Here is an 18,089-nt window from a genome sequence, read left to right as displayed (position 1 = left end):
GAGTACGTGTGCCACGATTTCATATTTATTGTCTGGCCAGCCTGTTGCTTGCTGCACCTGCCGTTGAGGCGGCTAAAGTGCGCTTGCAGCTGGACGGATTGACCGGGGATTTGCAGAAGAATGTCAGGGCACGCCTGTCGACGATTGGCAGTGACGAAGTGTCCAATGACGGGCGTTTCCAGGCGCGCGTTGCGGAGGCCATTAAAGAGGGCCTGCGCGCGCTCGGCTATTACGAACCTGAGATCAATTTTGAATCGCGCCCGGCACCGCCACAAGGTGGTCGTCCGGTGCTTATCGCCCACGTAAAACCCGGTGAGCCGGTAAAGATTGGTGGCAGCACCATTGTCATCCAGGGCGAAGCGAGAACCGACAAAGATTATCAAGCCTGGGTTAAACAGGGCACGCCAAAAGTCGGCACCCAGCTGAATCACGGTGCCTACGACAAATTCAAAAATGGTTTTTCCAGCCTGGCACTGCGTAATGGTTACTTCGACGGTGACTTTAAGCAAAGCCAGCTTGGTGTGTCGGTGGAACGACGTGAAGCGTTTTGGGATATCGATTACGACAGCGGCCCACGCTACCGTTTTGGCGACGTCAGTTTCCAGGGTTCGCAAATCGACGAAGCCTATCTGCAAAATCTGGTGCCCTTCAAAAAAGGCGATCACTACAGCTCGCGCGATCTGGCTGAACTCAACCGCCGCTTGTCAGCGACCGGCTGGTTTAACTCGGTGGTGGTGGCGCCGGAGTTTGATAAAGGTCGTCAAACCAAAGTATTGCCGCTCAATGCTGTTGTCTCACCACGGGTGGAAAACACCATTGAAACCGGTGTCGGTTACTCTACTGATGTGGGTCCGCGCCTGAAAGGCACATGGAAAAAACCGTGGATTAACAGCAGCGGTCACAGCCTGGCCGCCAGCGCCTACGTCTCGGCGCCGGAGCAGCAGCTCGATCTTAGCTACAAAGTCCCGCTGCTGAAAAGCCCGCTGGAGCAGTACTACACCTTCTCCGGCGGCGTGAAGCGTACCGATCTCAATGACACCAAAGCCGATACCACCACGCTGGCGATGTCGCGTAACTGGGACAGCAGCAGCGGCTGGCAGAAGGCGATTAATCTGCGCTGGAGCCTCGATCACTTTACCCAAGCGAGCGTCACCAACACCACCATGCTGCTCTATCCGGGCGTCAGCCTGAACCGCACTCGCTCGCGCGGCGGTTTAATGCCGACGTGGGGCGATTCGCAGCGCTACTCGGTGGATGTGTCGGATACCACCTGGGGATCGGACGTTGATTTCATGATCCTGCAGGCGCAAAACGTCTGGATCCGTACCCTCGCCGATAAGCATCGCTTTGTGGCGCGCGGTAATGTGGGTTGGATCGAAACCAATGATTTCGACAAAGTGCCGCCGGATCTGCGCTTCTTCGCCGGTGGTGACCGCAGTATTCGCGGCTACAAATACAAAGATGTGTCGCCGCGTGATGACAACGGCAAGCTGACCGGCGCCTCAAAAATGGCCACCGGCTCGCTCGAGTATCAGTACAACGTGACCGGCAAATGGTGGGGCGCGGTGTTTGTCGATTCCGGTGAAGCGGTCAACGACATCAAACAGAGTAACTTGAAAACCGGCGCCGGCTTTGGCGTGCGCTGGTCTTCTCCGGTAGGGCCGATCAAGTTCGATATCGCGCGGCCAATTGGCGATGACAAGGAGCATGGATTGCAATTTTACGTAGGATTGGGGCCTGAACTATGAAGCTGTGGAAAAAGGTCCTGATTGGCACGGGTATTTTTTTGCTGCTGCTGGTCGGCAGCATCGCCTTTTTGGTTGGCACCACGCCGGGTTTGCATCTGCTGCTGAAAGGCGCCGATCGCTGGGTGCCTGGCTTGTCGATCAAACAGGTTGATGGCGGCTGGCGCGATCTCACGCTTAGCGGCGTGAAGTATGAAATGCCAGGCGTAAGCGTGGATGCAGGACGCTTTCATCTGGCGCTGAATCTGAATTGCCTGCTGCACTCGTCGGTATGCGTTAACGACATTGCGCTGCAGGACGTTAGCGTGGTGGTGGATAGCAAAAAAATGGCGCCCGCCAGCGCACCGCCGCCAGAAGCGGAGAGCGGCAGCACCAATCTCAGCACGCCGTATCCGATCACGCTGAGTAAAGTGGGTCTGCATAACATCAACGTAAAAGTGGATGATACGGCAATTTCCCTGCTGGATTTCACCACCGGTCTACAGTGGCAAGATCGCGCGCTAACGCTGACACCGACCCATATCCAAAGCTTGCTGATCGCGCTGCCGAAAGCGGCGAAAGTGGTTGATGAGCAAGTGGTGCAGCCCAAAGTGCAGCAGCCGCAGCCGGCAGAAAAGCCGCTGGGCGAAACGCTGCAGGCGATGTTCGCCCAGCCGCTGCTTCCGGCACTGCCAGACTTCCAGCTACCGCTGGATATCACCGTGCAGGAGTTGCTGGGAGAGCAGCTGCGCATTACCGGCGATACCGATGTGTCGATTACGCGTCTGCTGCTGAAAGCCAAAACCGCCGATCGCCATCTGCAGCTGGAAACCTTCGATGTTGATTCGCCGCAAGGGCAGCTCAACGCCAGCGGAGAAGCGACCTTAGCCGATAACTGGCCGGTGAATTTTGCGCTGAACGGCACGCTCAATGTTGATCCGATCAAGGGCGAGAAGATCAAAATGAACCTCGGCGGCGCGATGCGTGACGAGCTGAAGCTGGGGCTGAATCTCTCCGGCCCGGTACGCGCGCAGCTGGATGCCACCGCGCAGCCCGCCGTTGCCGGCTTACCGCTGGCGCTGCAGCTGACCAGCCCACAGCTGCGCTGGCCGCTTACCGGAGCGGTGCAGTATCAGGCGGATAATCTCGATTACCAGTTCAAAGGCAAAGCCACCGATTACGTGATGTCGCTGCGCACCGCTGTAAAAGGCGAAGGTGTGCCGCCGGCGACGATTGCGCTGGACGGCAAAGGCAACGAGCAGCAGTTCAATCTCGACAAGCTGCGCGTCGCGGCGCTGCAGGGCAATATCGATCTCACGGCGCTGGTGGACTGGAGCAAGGCCATTAGCTGGCGCAGCGAGCTGACGCTGTCGGGCATCAACACCGCCAAACAGTATCCGGATTGGCCAGCGAAGCTGGACGGTAAAATCGCCACGCGCGGCAGCCTGTACGGCGGCAGCTGGCAGCTCAGCGTGCCGCAGCTGGAGCTGAAAGGTAACGTCAAACAGAATGCGGTGAGCGCGAAGGGCACGTTGACTGGCAACAGCTACAACCAGTGGAAAGTTCCCGGCCTCAACATTGCGCTGGGCCGTAACCATCTGGATGTAAAAGGCGAGCTGGGCGATACGCTCAATCTTGACGCGACGATTGATGCCCCCAATCTGGATAACGCGCTGCCGGGCCTGGGCGGCGTCGCCAAAGGAACCATCAAAGCGCGCGGAACCTTGCAGGCACCGCAGCTGCTGGCCGATCTTACGGCAACCGGTTTACGCTGGCAGCAGCTGCAAATTCGCCGTGTGGCGCTGCAGGGCGATGTGAAATCCAGCGATCAAATCGCCGGTAAGCTGCAACTGCGGGTGGAACAGCTGCAGCAGGATGCGCTGAAAGTGAACCTGCTGACGCTGAACGCTGACGGCAACGAAAAGCAGCATCAGCTGAAGCTCGACGTGCAGGGTGAACCGGTTTCTGGCCAGCTGGCGCTGAATGGCAGCTTCGATCGCAAAACCGAGCGCTGGCAGGGTAATCTCAACAATACCCGTTTTGATACGCCGGTGGGTGAATGGCGCCTGACGCGCGCGATGGCGATTGATTACCTCAACAGCAAGCAAACCGCGACCATTGGACCGCACTGCTGGCAGAATCCGAACGCGCAGCTATGCGTGCCGGAACCGATTGAAGCGGGCGCCAGCGGACATGCGCATGTGGTGCTCAATCGTTTCGATCTGGCGATGCTCAAACCGTTCCTCACCGATGCCACCAAACTGAACGGCGTGTTCAGCGGTGATGCACGCGTTAACTGGACCGCTGACGGCGCGCTGCCGACCGGCACCGTGGCGCTGAAAGGCAACGGCGTAAAAGTGGAGCAGGATGTGCAGGGCAACACCTTGCCAATCGCCTTCGACACGCTGAATCTGAATGCGGCGCTGCAAAATGGGCGTGCCCAACTGAATTGGCTGATCCACATCGTTAACAACGGCCAGCTCAGCGGCAACGTGCAAATTGCCGATCCTGAGAACCGTCGTCAGCTGTCGGGTAACATCGGAATCAGCAATATCTCGCTGGCGATGCTCAATCCGGCGCTGATGCAGGGTGAGAAGATCAAAGGCAACCTCAACAGCAATCTGCGTCTGGCCGGTTCGCTGCAGCAGCCGCAGGTATTTGGCCAGCTGGGGCTGAGCGATGTGGATGTCGACGGCAGCTTTATGCCGGTCGATCTCACCGCCGCCAATCTCAACATGGTGTTCAACGGTATGAGCTCAACGCTCAACGGCATGATTCAAACGGCGCAAGGCAATCTTAACCTGAGCGGAAACGCCGACTGGAGCCAGCTGGACAACTGGCGTGCGCGCGTCGCCGCCCAGGGCAGCCGTATACGCGTCACCGTGCCGCCGATGGTGCGCATGGATGTCTCGCCGGATCTGGTGTTCGAAGCCACGCCAGCCGCGTTCAACCTCGACGGCAAAGTGGATATTCCGTGGGCGCGCATCACCGTACAGGAAGTGCCGGAAAGCGCGACCGGCGTCTCGTCTGATGAAGTGATGCTGGATCAAAATCTCAAGCCGATTGCGCCGAAAACTGCGGCGATCCCGATCAACAGCAATCTGGTGATTCACGTCGGCAACGACGTGCGCCTCTCGGCATTTGGCCTGAAAGCCAAGCTGAATGGCGATCTCAAACTAGCGCAGGATAAAAATGGTCTCGGCCTAAATGGCCAAATCAACATTCCATCTGGCCGTTTCCACGCTTATGGTCAGGATCTGGTGGTGCGCAAAGGTGAGCTGCAATTTGCCGGTCCGCCGGATCAGCCTTACGTCAACCTTGAAGCCATCCGTAATCCGGAGGCAACCGAAGACGATGTTACCGCCGGATTGCGTGTCACCGGATTGGCGGATGAGCCGAAAGTGGAAGTGTTCTCCGACCCGGCCATGTCGCAACAGGAAGCGCTTTCTTACCTGTTACGCGGTCAGGGACTCAACAGCGATGGTGACAGCAACGCATTAACTTCCGCGCTTGTGGGATTGGGGGTTGCGCAAAGTGGTCAGGTTGTGGGTAAAATCGGCGAGACATTCGGTGTCAGTAACCTCGCGGTTGATACCGCTGGCGTAGGTGATAGTCAGCAGGTGCAGGTGAGTGGTTACGTGTTGCCGGGTCTACAAGTAAAATACGGTGTTGGCATATTTGATTCACTGGCGACGTTAACCTTGCGTTATCGCCTGATGCCCAAACTCTATTTAGAAGCCGTGTCGGGTCTCGACCAGGCACTGGATCTGCTCTATCAGTTTGAGTTTTAGCAATGCGAATAATTGTCTATGGCAGTTTACGGCGCAAACAGGGAAACAGTCATTGGATGACGAATGCGCAGTGGCTCGGCGACCACCAGATTGTAGGGTTTGATCTCTACAATCTCGGTCACTATCCGGGTGTGGTGGAAGGAGAAGGCAGCGTCTATTGCGAGGTGTACCGCATTGACGCCAGCACGCTCGGCGAGCTTGATGCCCTGCGTACCAAGAATGGCGAATACAAACGCCAGCTTATTCAGACGCCTTACGGCAGTGCCTGGCTGTATGTCTATCAGCGTTCGATAACCGGGCGCACGCGTATCGCGAGCGGCGACTGGCTGAGGCGCGATGGCGAAAGTCACCCAAAATAATTCAGGGTGCAGGAAGGCGGCAAACGAGAGAATCCCGAATCGCTTACTCAAGTAAGCGATTCGGGTGAGCGAGAGCAGCCAACGCACCTGCAGCTTGAAGTATGAAGGGGGCTAGCACAAATAAAAACACCGTCCATAGGACGGTGTTTTTTTATGCGTGACAGAAAAACCTTATTTCTTCTGGGCGCGCTCGTAGGAAGCAATGATTTCAGCTTTCGCCGCTTCTGCATTGTCCCAGCCGTCAACTTTCACCCATTTGCCTTTTTCCAGATCTTTGTAGTGCTCGAAGAAGTGGGTGATCTGCGCTTTCAGCAGTTCTGGCAGGTCGTTCACATCTTTGATGTGATCGTACTCTTTGCTCAGCTTGGTGTGCGGAACCGCAACCAGTTTGGCATCTTCGCCAGACTCGTCGGTCATTTTCAGCACGCCAACGGGACGGCAGCGGATCACTGAGCCCGGCACCAGCGGATACGGGGTTGGCACCAGCACGTCAACCGGATCACCGTCCAGAGACAGGGTGTGGTTGATGTAGCCGTAGTTGCACGGGTAGAACATGGCGGTAGACATGAAACGGTCTACAAACAGGGCGCCAGACTCTTTGTCGACTTCATATTTGATCGGATCGGCGTTGGCCGGGATCTCAATGACAACGTAGATATCTTCTGGCAACTCTTTACCTGCAGGCACCTGGTTCAAACTCATCTGGCTTTCCTTCATTAGTCATATGTTGAGTGACGGCTATTATAGCCAACTGACTCTGAAAGTATGCCCCCTTTTTGGCGTTTCGGAATGCTCCAACCCGCTACTTCGCGGTGACAAACAGCGAGACGATGCCGGCAGCAATCAGCGGTCCAACCGGCACGCCACGGAAGAAGGCGACGCCAATCACCGTACCAATCAGCAGTCCACCAATCACCGACGGCTGCACGCTCATAAAGTTCACACCACGACCGCCCAGCCAGGCAACAAAAATGCCCACCACAATCGCCACGATGGATTGCCAGTTGGCGAAGGATTTCAGCAGCGAAGAGCCCGGCAGCGTGCCGCTGGCCAGCGGTGCCATCACGGCGACGGTAAGGATAATAATGCCGATCTGAATGCCCTGCTTCTCCACATAGGGGAAGAACTGCGACAACGGCGTGAGCTTGATCGCCAGCAGGATCAGAATCGAAATGGTAACGGCGCTGTTATGCACGAAATAGCTGAGGACGGCGAGGCAAACAAGAATGATGGTGGAGGCATAGGCAGCCATGGTTTCTCCCTGAAGATCGATGGGCGCGCTGACAAGTGCCAGCGCTCAGCGTTTTTTTAACGCCCCCATTAATCAACAATCGTCGGGGTTGGCGCAACTGCCTTTGTTAATTGATTGCAACATTAGCGCTTGATTGCGTACCAGGCTGACGCCCTGCGCGCCGACGGAAAGTGCCGCCATGGTGCCCTGGCTGCTGAGGAAATAGCTGCGGCTGGCATCCAGCCAGCTATCGCGATAAGCCAGCCATGCACGCTGGGCGCTACGCAATTTGTCTTTTGGTTCACCGGTTAATTTTTTCATCACTTGGGTGTACTGCGCGTTCATCTCCTTATCCCACGCTTTATTGGCCGTGTCATAGCATTGCGACATGGCGAACGTGGTGGATTCCCGGCTCATACACTGCTCTAGCTGCTGGTCGATGGGGGAGGTTTGTTGTGCCGTGGCAAAACCACTGACCAGTAAACACGCGATCGGAAGCCATGTTTTCATCGTTTCAATCCTTAAATTTTGTGGCAGCGGACTTCAGTAAAAATGAAGCGTAAGTGATCGTCAGCAGATTGACCATCAACAATGGATAAAGTTTCTGCGATCAACTGCCGATAATCTCTCCGTTTTAGGGCCAGCGGATTTCTGCCTTTTCTTGCAAACGGGGATAATCATGATTAAACAGCTATCAATTCGTACTGCATTACTCACGCTCCTGGCATTTATGACGCTGCTGCTGCTGGCGGTGAGCGCTATGGGCATCTCTGCGATTAACTCAGGCAATCAATCACTGGATGCACTCAACCGCATTCAAGGGGTTGAGCTCAACAGTTTGTATCAAAGCCGTTCGGAGCTGATGCGCGCTCGCGCCAACGCCGCGCTGGCGGTGCGTAAAATTGAAATTGGTTTACTGGATGAGGGTGATGTCGTCACCAAGCAAACTCAGGCGGCGGTAGAGAGTTCACACCAGTATTTAAAAGCGTTTGTCGATGCCGGAACGGTGACGGCACATGGAAAAACGCTGGCCGATGCGGTGGTCACAACCTATGGCGCGTACGAGAAAGAGGGCATCACGCCAATGATTGATGCCCTGAAGAAGCAGTACACCGACGAATACTATCAAGTGCTGGAAGGCAAACAATCGGCACTGGCAGCCACCTACTCTAAAGCCGTCAATGATTTCAGCGTTTATGCCAATGAAGTCTCTGCGGCGCGTCTGGCGCAGGCGGCACACAATGAACTGCAGCTGAAGATCCTGATTGGTGTTTCAGTGGCGTTGACGTTGCTGCTGATTGCGCTGGCCTGGCAGCTGCTGCGTCGTCTGCTGCTGCGTCCTCTCGATAGCGCGATTCTGCATCTGGAGCAAATTGCCGCGGGTGATTTGTCGCAGCCGCTGCCTGCCGCCGGAAAGAACGAGCTGGGCCGTCTCAATCAGGCGCTGGCCAACATGCAGCTGGCACTGAGCAGTTCAGTGAGCCAGGTGCGCGAAGCCAGCTTGCAAATTGATGTCGGCAGCCGCGAACTGGCGGCGGGCACCGTGCATCTTTCACAGCGTACCGAAGAGTCGGCCGCCTCGCTGGAGCAAACCGCCGCCAGCATGGAGCAACTGACCGCCACCGTGCGCCTCAACGCCAGCAATGCCAAAGAGGCCAATCAACTCGCCAGCAATGTTTCCGACAGCGCCGATCGCGGTGCCGAAGTCGTCGGCTACGTGATGGAGAAGATGCAGGAGATTACCCAAAGCTCTAACCGCATCGGTGACATCCTCAGCGTGATTGACGGTATTGCCTTCCAGACCAATATTCTTGCGCTGAACGCCTCGGTTGAAGCGGCGCGAGCGGGTGAGCAAGGGCGCGGTTTTGCCGTGGTCGCCAATGAAGTGCGCACGCTGGCGGGCCGAAGCGCGACCGCGGCTAAAGAGATCCGTGAGCTGATTGCGGAATCACAAACGCGGGTGAAAGAGGGCAGCGACATGGCCACGCGCGCCGGTGAAACCATGGATGAGATCTCCAGTGAAGTGATGCGCGTTACCACGCTGATGAAAGAGATCTCCATCGCGTCGGAAGAGCAGAGTCGTGGCATCGAACAGGTGAATCAGGCGGTAACGCAGATGGATGAGGCTGCGCAGCAGAACGCCGCGTTAGTTGAAGAAGCCAGCGCCGCCACGCAATCACTGGAAGCGCAGTCGCAGCAGTTGCAGGAATCAATGGCACAATTCCGCGTGGTTGCGGCGTAATAAAACAATAAGGTCGCTAGAAATAGCGACCTAATAATCAACTTATTGCCGCGCATATTAATACGCGGCAAATTAATAAGCCTTTATTTATTCTTTTGATGCGTGCGAATCTTTTCCGCTAGCTCATCATCTTCTTCATAAAAATAGGAGGGTGAGACGTCAAGCACCTCTGCCAATCGCTGCGCTGTATCCAAATCAGCCTGATGAATTCCTTTCTCGTAACGATTAATTCGCGTACTGGCAACAAACTCATCAATTCCTGCGGCAATCCCCAATCTTTTCTGCGACAAGCCTTTAGCCAGACGCGCTTGTTTCAGGCGTTTCTGGAAGGTTTGATTGAGAGGGCAGGTCGATTTCATGACTACGAGAATCGTAGATTTACTGCTTGTCAGATACTACGAGTAACGTAGTATCGTTAATTGAACAGATAAGCGGACTAAGGAGAGTGACGTGAATAATTCAAAACAAGACTGGCACCCCGCCGATATTATTGCTGCCCTGCGAAAGAAAGGAACTTCAATGGCGGCAGTATCACGACAATCCGGTTTATGCTCCACCACACTCGCCAATGCATTAGTGCGGCCGTGGCCCAAAGGGGAATTATTAATTGCCGAAGCGATTGGTATTCCGCCCGCCGAAATCTGGCCAAGTCGATATTATGCGGAGGACGGCGTGCTTATTAATCGGCAGGCAAAGATCAGAAATATGAAAACAAAAAGCCCGCACTAAGGCGGGCTTTGCACAGCGTGACCATGGCTTACGCTGAATGATCGTCCGGGTATTCACGGATGAAACGTTCAACGTCACCGACCATTGAGTCGTTGCCGCAGAAGAACGGGCAGCGCTGGTGCAGGGTTTCTGGCTGAATATCCAGAATGCGATTGGCGCCATCGCTGGCTTTACCACCCGCTTGCTCTGCCAGGAATGCCATTGGGTTGCATTCATACAGTAGGCGCAGCTTACCTTGCGGATGGCTGGCAGTGCTTGGGTAAAGATAGATGCCGCCTTTCAGCAGGTTACGGTGGAAATCGGCCACCAGTGAACCAATGTAGCGCGAGGTATATGGGCGCTTAGTGGCGATATCTTCTTCCTGACAGAACTTCAGGTATTTCTTCACGCCCTGCGGGAAGCGAATGTAGTTACCTTCGTTGATGGAGTAGGTGTAACCCTTCTCCGGGAAGGTCATACGCTCGTGGCTCAGGCAGAACACACCGAGCGACGGATCGTAGGTAAACGCATGCACGCCCACGCCGGTGGTATACACCATCATGGTTGAAGAACCGTAAACCACGTAACCCGCAGCAACTTGTTTGTTACCTGGCTGCATGAAATCGGCTTCGGTGATTGGTGTGCCTGGCTCACTGATACGGTGATAGATGGAGAAAATGGTCCCGACGGAAACGTTAACGTCGATGTTCGAAGAGCCATCCAGCGGATCCATCAACACCACGTATTTGCCATTCTCTGAGCCTTCAAAGATGACGAACTCGTCTTCTTCTTCAGACGCGATACCGGCCACCACTCCGCGCGCTTTCAAAGCGGCTTTCAGCTTTTCGTTAGCGAACAGGTCGAGCTTCATCTGCTGCTCGCCCTGCACGTTTTCCACGCCGCTGGCACCCAGAATATCCACCAGACCCGCTTTATTGATGTCGCGGTGGATAATTTTAGCGCCAAGCTTAATGGAAGAAATCAGCGCCGTCAGTTCACCTGTGGCGTGTGGAAAGTCGTGTTGCTTCTCGACGATAAATTCGCCTAACGTTTTCATAACACATTCCCTGCATCTACGATGGAGTGGCAGCAGCTGTAACAAGCTACCAACGTATGAGCGCAGTTTAGCCGATTGAACTTTAAAAACCATAGTCCTAATCCGTTTCTTCCCTTTCAACTCGGCGTTACACTGTGCGCCGAACTTTTGAGTAATGGATCTCTTTATGCGTATTCACATCCTCGGGATTTGTGGCACTTTCATGGGCGGACTGGCGATGCTGGCACGCTCGCTGGGACACGAAGTGACCGGCTCAGACGCCAATGTCTATCCGCCGATGAGCACGTTGCTGGAGCAGCAAGGCATTGAATTGACAGAAGGTTACGATGCCAGCCAGCTTGACCATCAACCGGATCTGGTGATCATTGGTAACGCGATGACGCGCGGCAATCCCTGTGTCGAAGCGGTGCTGGAGCGCAACATTCCTTACCTCTCCGGCCCGCAGTGGCTGCACGATTTCGTCTTGCGCGATCGTTGGGTGCTGGCGGTAGCCGGAACGCACGGTAAAACCACCACAGCTGGCATGGCAGCGTGGATTCTCGAGGCTTGCGGCCTTGAACCCGGCTTCATCATCGGTGGGGTGCCAGGAAACTTCGACGTTTCGGCAAAATTAGGAAAAAGTCCATTCTTCGTCATCGAAGCGGATGAGTACGACAGCGCGTTCTTTGATAAGCGTTCCAAGTTTGTGCATTACTGCCCGCGCACGCTGATCCTCAACAACCTCGAATTCGATCACGCGGATATTTTTGACGATCTGCGTGCGATCCAGAAGCAGTTCCATCACCTGATCCGCATCGTGCCGGGCCAGGGAAAAATCCTGCTGCCGGAACACGATAACAACCTCAAGCAAGTGATGGCGATGGGCTGCTGGAGCGAGCAGGAAACCGTTGGCGATAACGGTCACTGGCAGGCGAAAAAGCTGACGCCCGACTCCTCACATTGGGAAATCTGGCTCGACGGCGAGAAAGTCGGCGAAGTGAACTGGGCGCTGGTGGGCGAGCACAACATGCACAATGGCCTGATGGCGATTGCGGCCGCACGTCATGTCGGTGTGAAACCGGTGGATGCCGGTGAAGCGCTGAGCAGCTTTATTAATGCCCGGCGTCGTCTTGAGCTGCGTGGTGAAGTGAATGCCATCAAGGTGTATGACGATTTTGCTCACCATCCAACCGCGATTCTCGCCACGCTGGCGGCGCTGCGCAGTAAAGTGGGCGGCACGGCGCGCATTCTGGCGGTACTCGAACCGCGCTCCAATACCATGAAGATGGGTGTGAGCAAGAATGAGCTAGCGCCTTCGCTGGGCCGTGCAGATGAAGTGTTCCTGTTCCAGCCGCACCATATTCCGTGGCAGGTTTCCGATGTGGCAGAAGCATGCATCCAACCGGCGCAGTGGAGTGCGGATATCGATACGCTGGTCGAGATGGTGGCGAAAAAAGCCCAGCCAGGCGATTCGATTCTGGTGATGAGTAACGGCGGGTTTGGTGGTATTCACCAGAAACTGCTGGAGCGTTTAGGGCGGTAATTGTGCGGGTTTCCCCTCATCCCAACCTTCTCCCGCCTGCGGGAGAAGGGGCCGATCGAGCTCCGATGTTACAATGAAGTTCCACCTAAACATTCCCTCGCCCGCTTGCGGGAGAGGGTTAGGGTGAGGGGAAAAGCGCAGAGAACTTAAGCTTCTGCCAGCTCGCGCAGATACTGGAAAATCAGGCGGGCGGATTTTGGTGGTTTGTTCGCGGCTTTCTCTTTCTGCGCGTTGCGGATCATGCTGCGCAGCTGCTGACGATCGGCATGCGGATAGAGGTTAAACACCTCAGCTACGGCATCATCACCCTTTTCGATTAAACGATCGCGCAATATCTCAAGTTTGTGGAACAGCGCAACCTGTTGGTTGTGACGGTTCTTCAGCTTATCCAGCGCCTGACGAATCGGATCTTCATCGCGGGAGCGCAGCATCTTACCGATCAGCTGCAGCTGACGGCGACGGCCTTCTTTCTTAATACGCTGCGCCAGTTCAATCGCGTCGCGCAGCTGTTCGTCGAGCGGGATTTTGTCGAGCGAGTTTTTCCCCAGGTCAACGAGCTCGGCGCCAAGGCGTTTTAGCTCTTCGGCATCGCGTTTAATTTCGCTTTTGCTGACCCAGATAATCTCTTCATCTTCTTCGTCATTATTATCCGGCACATCGTCGAGCCAGTCTTCGGGCTGCTTGGTCATCTCATGGCTCCCTAAAAAAAAGAGGCTAATCCTACCAGTTTATCGGGCGACTGCGAAATTGTTCTCTGAGTCTGATAGACTCAATTCATTCATACTTAAGATTAGACGGCAGGTCGATGAACGTATCTACTCAGGTTGCAGAACAACGTAAAGTGTTGGAACAGGCTGTCGCGCAGGCGTTGGAATTGGCAAAAGCCAGCACCGATGGCGCTGAAGTGGCGGTCACGAAAACCACCGGCATCGGCGTCAGTACCCGCTATGGCGAAGTGGAAAACGTCGAATTCAACAGCGATGGTGCGCTTGGCATCACCGTCTACCATCAAAATCGTAAAGGCAGCGCCTCCTCAACCGACCTCAGCCCGGATGCCATCAAACGCACCGTGCAGGCGGCGATCGATATTGCGCGCTACACCTCGGTGGATCCGTTCGGCGCACCGGCCGATCCGGATCTGCTGGCATTTGACGCGCCGGATCTCGATCTCTACCACCCGTGGGAGATCGATGCCGATCGCGCGATCGAACTGGCGGCGCAGGCGGAGCAAGCTTCACTGCAGGCCGACAAGCGCATCACCAATACCGAAGGCGGCAGCTTCAATAGCCACGTCGGTATCAAAGTCTTTGGTAACAGCCACGGTATGCTGCAGAGCTACTGCTCGAGCCGCCATTCGCTCTCCAGCTGCGTCATTGCTGAGCAGGACGGCAATATGGAGCGCGATTACGCGTACACCATTGGCCGCTCGTTTGACGATCTGAAAAGCGCAGATTGGGTCGGTGCAGAGTGCGCCCGTCGTGTGCTGGCACGTCTGGCACCGCGCAAGCTCTCCACCATGAAGGCGCCGGTGATTTTCGCGCCGGAAGTAGCGACCGGTCTGTTTGGCCATCTGGTTGGCATGATCAGCGGCAGCAGCGTCTATCGTAAATCCACCTTCCTGCTCGATTCACTCGGTAAGCAGATTCTGCCTGAGTGGCTGACGATTGAAGAGCACCCACATCTGCTGAAAGGATTGGCTTCCACGCCGTTCGACAGCGAAGGTGTGCGCACCCAATCGCGTGACATCATTAAAGATGGCGTGCTGCAAAACTGGCTACTGACCAGCTACTCGGCGCGTAAGCTGGGCTTGCAGAGCACCGGCCATGCCGGCGGCATCCACAACTGGCGCATTGCCGGTCAGGGCCACAGCTTTGACGACATGCTGAAGCAGATGGGCACCGGTTTAGTGGTCACCGAGATGATGGGTTCCAGCATCAACGGCATGACCGGTGACTATTCACGCGGAGCGTCAGGCTTCTGGGTCGAAAACGGTGAGATTCAATACCCTGTGAGCGAGATCACAATCGCCGGTAACCTCAGGGATATGTGGCTCAATATGGTAACTGTCGGTAACGACATTGAAACCCGCAGCAATATACAATGCGGTTCGGTGCTGCTGCCGGAGATGAAAATCGCCGGACAATAAGAGTCATCGCTTCCTGAAAGCAGCCCATGAGGCTGCTTTTTTTTGGCCCGACAATAATAAAAGGAAATACCAATGCGTAATAAGCATGTGATTGCAATGTTGTCTTTGTCGCTGTTGTTCTCCTCGGCTAGCGTGTTTGCGGCCGATTTAGAAAAAGATATGGACGCGCTTAAGGATGGTCTGAGCGTGGTAAAGAAAACCTCTGACGCGCAGGAGATGCATACCGCGCTGGGCAAAATGCGCCAGGCGGCAACGGATGCAAAACAGTCTACGCCAGAGAAACTGGAAGGAAAGGCTGCCGATAGCGCGGAGATCAAGGATTATCATGCCGGCCTGGATTCGCTGATTGCACAGATCGATGTGGTCGATCAGCTGGCGCAAGCTAACAAGCTGGATGAAGCCAAAACCGAAGCGAAGAAACTGGAAGATATTCGCAACGCCAACCATAAGAAATTCCGCTGATAACCCGGCCAGCCCAGTGGCTGGCCTTATTTCTTCCCACCGTCCCTGTCCGTTTCACCGCTTTAGTCGCTATAAATCCCTCACATCCTGCATTTTGTGACCGATCTCGCACACTCTGTGCGTCCTGAGATCTGGCGCACACTCGCCCGTGGGATTTCCACTTTGAGGTGGAAAAGATGCGTCTCAACAGCCTGTAGTGGAAAGCGTAATTTCTTTTCAACGCGAATTATCTGTAATTGTCCGCTGTAAACAGGAGTAACAAGGTGAGGAGTGAAGCTGTCCCGCTGAAACAGAGCACGCCGGAAGCGATTCAGGCGCTGGCGGATAAGGTGTTAAGCCAAATTGCAGCAATCTACGCCACGCACCATATCGAAGCCAACGCCGTACAACAGCAGATGCTGGCTTCACATGTCCGTGCGATGGCATCGCGCTCTCTGACGGGAGAAGCGCTGCCAGAGGTGGAAGCTGAACTGTTTGAAGATATCTCGCCGGAAACCATGGCGCTGGCGCAGCAGGTCGTTGATCTGTTTGGCAATCTGCCAAAAGAGGAAGCCTGGCTGTTATCGGTCCATATCGAAGTGGCGAAATCCAACGAAGCATAATTTAAGCGAATGACGCGCTTACAGCGCGAATGAAGCGTGAATCGAGAGGAATTGAACATGGTAACTGTAGTGATTGGCGATCGTCTGGGTAAAGGTCAGAAAGTAGCGGCGGGTATCGAAAAAGCCGGTGGTCGTGCGGTAGTCGTCCCAGGCGTGGCAGCCGACATGAAGCTGGGTGACGTGATGAAAGCCGAAAACGCCGATTTCGGCATCTCCTTTTGCGGCAGCGGCGGTGCCGGTGCGATTACCGCGCAGAACAAATATGGCTACAAAGCCAAACACGGTATGCGTTCGATTGACGAAGGCGTCACCGCCATCAACGAAGGTGCCACCGTGCTGGGCTTCGGCTTTATGGATAAAGAAGAGCTGGGTGAGCGTCTGGTACTGGCCTGGAACAAAAAATACGGCAGCTAAGTATGAAACAGCAATACGAGACCCAGGTAACGGTGCAGGGCAAAGGCGACAGTAAAGCAAAAGCCTTTGCCGATGCGCTGAGTAAGGTGCAGCAGCAAGTGCTGCGCACCAGCCAAAAGATTCTGTTGCGCATTGAACCCATGGATGTGCGGGTGCTGCGCGCGCAGGAGAGCGTGCGAAAGGAGAAGTTTCTGTTCTTCTTCCTCGCGCGCGAGCGACGGAATTACAGCGTTGAGCTGGAGATTACCGTTAGCGTCACCGTGATCGACACCGAGAAGGTTGAATTTACGGCGACCTAAAAGAACCGCCCGACATCGCATGTGTAGGGTAAAAACGACAACAAAGGGTCAACAATATGTTTTTAATCATTTTGTTTAAGTCGTTAATCATTGGTGGATTGGTTGGCGTCGGAGTAGGAGCGGGCGCAGCGCGCATGTTCCACGCACCGACCACCCAAGGTATGGGCGCATTCCGTACCCTGGGTGAACTCAATTCCTGTGAAGGCGATCCGGCATCGCACTTCTCCTTTGGTCTCGGCTTCTTCTTTAACGCCTGGGCATCATCTGTAGCAGCAGGCTCCTTCACGCAGGACGTCGATCACCGCATTCTGCCGAACTGGGGCGCGGCGGCATTGATGGTGAAAAATCGCAACGTGGCAGAAACCCTGCATAACCCGAAACGCATGGCAATCGCCTGCGGCATCATCGGCATGATTGTGGTGGCCTTCCTGAATAGCACCGCATCAGCGGTTCCGGCGGCGCTGCAGGTTACGGCAGTCAAAGTGCTGGTGCCCGCGGCTAACCTGCTGGTGAACACCGTGATGCCGGTCATCTTCTGGCTGGCGGCCATTGATGCCGGTAAGAAATCAGGCTTCTGGGCGACCATTTTTGGTGGTCTGGCGCAGCTGATCATGGGTAACGCAGTGCCAGGTTTGGTGCTCGGCATCCTGATTGGTAAAGGCGTGGAAGAGAGCGGCTGGAACAAAGTCACCAAAGTAATGATGTTCGCCATCGTGCTGCTGTTTGCTTTGAGCGGCTTCTTCCGCGGTTTCGACATGAAACTGCTGCAATCCTTCCAGCTGGGTATTCCGGGCTGGCTGGATATGATCCACAACAGCGTCAGCGGCAAATAAGGAGCCATCAGCATGAACGAGAACGAAAACAAAGGGTTCTGGTACGCCGACTGGTCTTTCCCGATTTTTGTTGGCCTGCTCTCATCCGGCGTGTTTGCCGGTACGCATATGTATTACCTGTACGGCATCGGTGCGTTTAACGAAGTGGCGTTTGTGTCGATGCTGCGTTCCGGTATGGAAACCGGCGTGTATGGCGCGGTCGCGGCGTTTGGCGCCAGCTTCCTGTTCGCGCGCATTATCGAAGGTTCGCTGGTGGGGATTCTCGATATTGGCGGCGCGATCCAGACCGGCGTCGGCCTTGGCGTGCCGGCACTGCTGCTCGGTGCCGGTATCGTGTTTCCGGTAGCGAACTTTGCCGCCTCACTGGCAACCGGTTTGGTGGTGGGTTTAGCGATTGGTTATCTGATCATCCTGGCGCGTAAGTTCACCATCAACCAGAGCGATTCAACCTACGGCGCAGACGTAATGATGGGCGCGGGTAACGCGTCAGGTCGCTTCCTTGGGCCATTGATTATCCTCTCCGCAATGGCCGCGTCGATCCCCATCGGTCTCGGTTCGCTGGTGGGTGCGCTGTTGTTCTACTTGTGGAATAAGCCAATTACCGGTGGCGCGATTCTTGGCGCGATGGCGCTGGGTGCGATGTTCCCGATTTCGCTGTAATGCCGTAATTCTAACGACCCACACATCTGTAGCGGCGCA

19 protein-coding genes are annotated in these 18,089 nt (G+C 55.3%); 13 read left to right on the top strand and 6 right to left on the bottom strand.

Annotation, left to right across the window (positions count from 1 at the left end; all coding sequences use genetic code 11):
- Nucleotides 1–8 precede the first annotated feature (8 nt).
- Genes tamA through WH298_RS07230 form a run of 3 tightly spaced genes read left to right on the top strand, consistent with a single transcriptional unit; the run spans nucleotide 9 to nucleotide 5,874 of the window.
- On the top strand, nucleotides 9–1,748 hold the full coding sequence (gene tamA, locus WH298_RS07240; protein ID WP_007892153.1) for an autotransporter assembly complex protein TamA: 1,740 nt from the start codon (nucleotides 9–11) through the stop codon (nucleotides 1,746–1,748).
- Nucleotides 1,745–5,515, top strand: coding sequence for an autotransporter assembly complex protein TamB (gene tamB / locus WH298_RS07235; protein WP_180822566.1), 3,771 nt, complete (start codon nucleotides 1,745–1,747; stop codon nucleotides 5,513–5,515). Before tamA ends, tamB begins: the two co-directional genes overlap by 4 nt.
- 2 nt (nucleotides 5,516–5,517) lie before the next feature.
- Entirely contained in the window at nucleotides 5,518–5,874 is a 357-nt protein-coding gene (locus WH298_RS07230; RefSeq protein ID WP_180822565.1) for a gamma-glutamylcyclotransferase family protein, read from the top strand.
- A 171-nt stretch (nucleotides 5,875–6,045) separates the two neighbouring features.
- Here WH298_RS07230 and ppa read toward each other — a convergent pair whose 3' ends face one another.
- The 3 genes from ppa to WH298_RS07215 all read right to left on the bottom strand — a co-directional run bounded on the left by ppa (nucleotide 6,046) and on the right by WH298_RS07215 (nucleotide 7,615).
- On the bottom strand, nucleotides 6,046–6,576 hold the full coding sequence (ppa, locus tag WH298_RS07225; protein ID WP_007892166.1) for an inorganic diphosphatase: 531 nt from the start codon (nucleotides 6,574–6,576) through the stop codon (nucleotides 6,046–6,048).
- A 100-nt stretch (nucleotides 6,577–6,676) separates the two neighbouring features.
- Nucleotides 6,677–7,126, bottom strand: coding sequence for a DUF441 domain-containing protein (locus tag WH298_RS07220; protein ID WP_180822564.1), 450 nt, complete (start codon nucleotides 7,124–7,126; stop codon nucleotides 6,677–6,679).
- Nucleotides 7,127–7,198: 72 nt separating this feature from the next.
- A complete protein-coding gene (locus WH298_RS07215; RefSeq protein WP_180822563.1) occupies nucleotides 7,199–7,615 on the bottom strand; it encodes a lysozyme inhibitor LprI family protein in 417 nt (138 codons plus the stop codon).
- A gap of 172 nt (nucleotides 7,616–7,787) precedes the next feature.
- Here WH298_RS07215 and WH298_RS07210 point away from each other — a divergent pair, with 172 nt between their 5' ends.
- Complete coding sequence (locus WH298_RS07210) at nucleotides 7,788–9,347, top strand: methyl-accepting chemotaxis protein (protein ID WP_180823704.1); 1,560 nt, start codon at nucleotides 7,788–7,790, stop codon at nucleotides 9,345–9,347.
- A gap of 83 nt (nucleotides 9,348–9,430) precedes the next feature.
- Here the strand turns inward: WH298_RS07210 and WH298_RS07205 are convergent, their stop codons facing one another.
- Entirely contained in the window at nucleotides 9,431–9,706 is a 276-nt protein-coding gene (locus WH298_RS07205) for a helix-turn-helix domain-containing protein (RefSeq protein ID WP_007892175.1), read from the bottom strand.
- A gap of 91 nt (nucleotides 9,707–9,797) precedes the next feature.
- On the opposite strand from WH298_RS07205, the gene WH298_RS07200 reads away from it, so the two are divergent.
- Nucleotides 9,798–10,076: a helix-turn-helix domain-containing protein gene (locus WH298_RS07200; RefSeq protein ID WP_180822562.1), complete on the top strand. Its 279-nt coding sequence runs from the start codon at nucleotides 9,798–9,800 to the stop codon at nucleotides 10,074–10,076.
- 28 nt (nucleotides 10,077–10,104) lie between these two features.
- On the opposite strand, the gene fbp is transcribed toward WH298_RS07200, so the two are convergent.
- A complete protein-coding gene (fbp, locus tag WH298_RS07195) occupies nucleotides 10,105–11,112 on the bottom strand; it encodes a class 1 fructose-bisphosphatase (RefSeq protein WP_007892178.1) in 1,008 nt (335 codons plus the stop codon).
- Between the two features lie 166 nt (nucleotides 11,113–11,278).
- On the opposite strand from fbp, the gene mpl reads away from it, so the two are divergent.
- Nucleotides 11,279–12,634 carry a UDP-N-acetylmuramate:L-alanyl-gamma-D-glutamyl-meso-diaminopimelate ligase gene (mpl, locus tag WH298_RS07190; protein ID WP_007892179.1) on the top strand — a complete coding sequence of 452 codons (1,356 nt, stop codon included), beginning with the start codon at nucleotides 11,279–11,281 and terminating at the stop codon, nucleotides 12,632–12,634.
- A gap of 146 nt (nucleotides 12,635–12,780) precedes the next feature.
- On the opposite strand, the gene yjgA is transcribed toward mpl, so the two are convergent.
- Nucleotides 12,781–13,323, bottom strand: a complete 543-nt coding sequence (yjgA, locus tag WH298_RS07185; RefSeq protein ID WP_049851252.1) for a ribosome biogenesis factor YjgA — start codon at nucleotides 13,321–13,323, stop codon at nucleotides 12,781–12,783.
- A gap of 116 nt (nucleotides 13,324–13,439) precedes the next feature.
- On the opposite strand from yjgA, the gene pmbA reads away from it, so the two are divergent.
- From pmbA to WH298_RS07150, 7 genes are all read left to right on the top strand, one after another.
- Nucleotides 13,440–14,780, top strand: a complete 1,341-nt coding sequence (gene pmbA / locus WH298_RS07180) for a metalloprotease PmbA (protein WP_007892182.1) — start codon at nucleotides 13,440–13,442, stop codon at nucleotides 14,778–14,780.
- Nucleotides 14,781–14,852: 72 nt separating this feature from the next.
- On the top strand, nucleotides 14,853–15,242 hold the full coding sequence (cybC, locus tag WH298_RS07175) for a cytochrome b562 (protein ID WP_007892184.1): 390 nt from the start codon (nucleotides 14,853–14,855) through the stop codon (nucleotides 15,240–15,242).
- Between the two features lie 263 nt (nucleotides 15,243–15,505).
- A complete protein-coding gene (locus tag WH298_RS07170) occupies nucleotides 15,506–15,844 on the top strand; it encodes a glycine dehydrogenase (RefSeq protein ID WP_049851253.1) in 339 nt (112 codons plus the stop codon).
- A 51-nt stretch (nucleotides 15,845–15,895) separates the two neighbouring features.
- Complete coding sequence (locus WH298_RS07165) at nucleotides 15,896–16,258, top strand: SFCGS family glycine-rich protein (RefSeq protein WP_085982498.1); 363 nt, start codon at nucleotides 15,896–15,898, stop codon at nucleotides 16,256–16,258.
- 2 nt (nucleotides 16,259–16,260) lie between these two features.
- Entirely contained in the window at nucleotides 16,261–16,557 is a 297-nt protein-coding gene (locus WH298_RS07160) for a DUF4312 family protein (protein WP_007892189.1), read from the top strand.
- 56 nt (nucleotides 16,558–16,613) lie between these two features.
- On the top strand, nucleotides 16,614–17,390 hold the full coding sequence (locus tag WH298_RS07155) for a DUF4311 domain-containing protein (protein WP_007892190.1): 777 nt from the start codon (nucleotides 16,614–16,616) through the stop codon (nucleotides 17,388–17,390).
- Between the two features lie 12 nt (nucleotides 17,391–17,402).
- Nucleotides 17,403–18,050: a DUF4310 family protein gene (locus WH298_RS07150; protein WP_007892191.1), complete on the top strand. Its 648-nt coding sequence runs from the start codon at nucleotides 17,403–17,405 to the stop codon at nucleotides 18,048–18,050.
- The last annotated feature ends 39 nt before the right edge of the window (nucleotides 18,051–18,089 follow it).

It is taken from the genome of Pantoea nemavictus (genome assembly GCF_037479095.1).
In the GTDB taxonomy this organism is placed as follows: Bacteria; Pseudomonadota; Gammaproteobacteria; order Enterobacterales; family Enterobacteriaceae; genus Pantoea; species Pantoea nemavictus.
The sequence above is the reverse complement of the archived record's forward strand: the minus strand, read 5'-3'. Positions and strand labels throughout refer to the sequence as shown.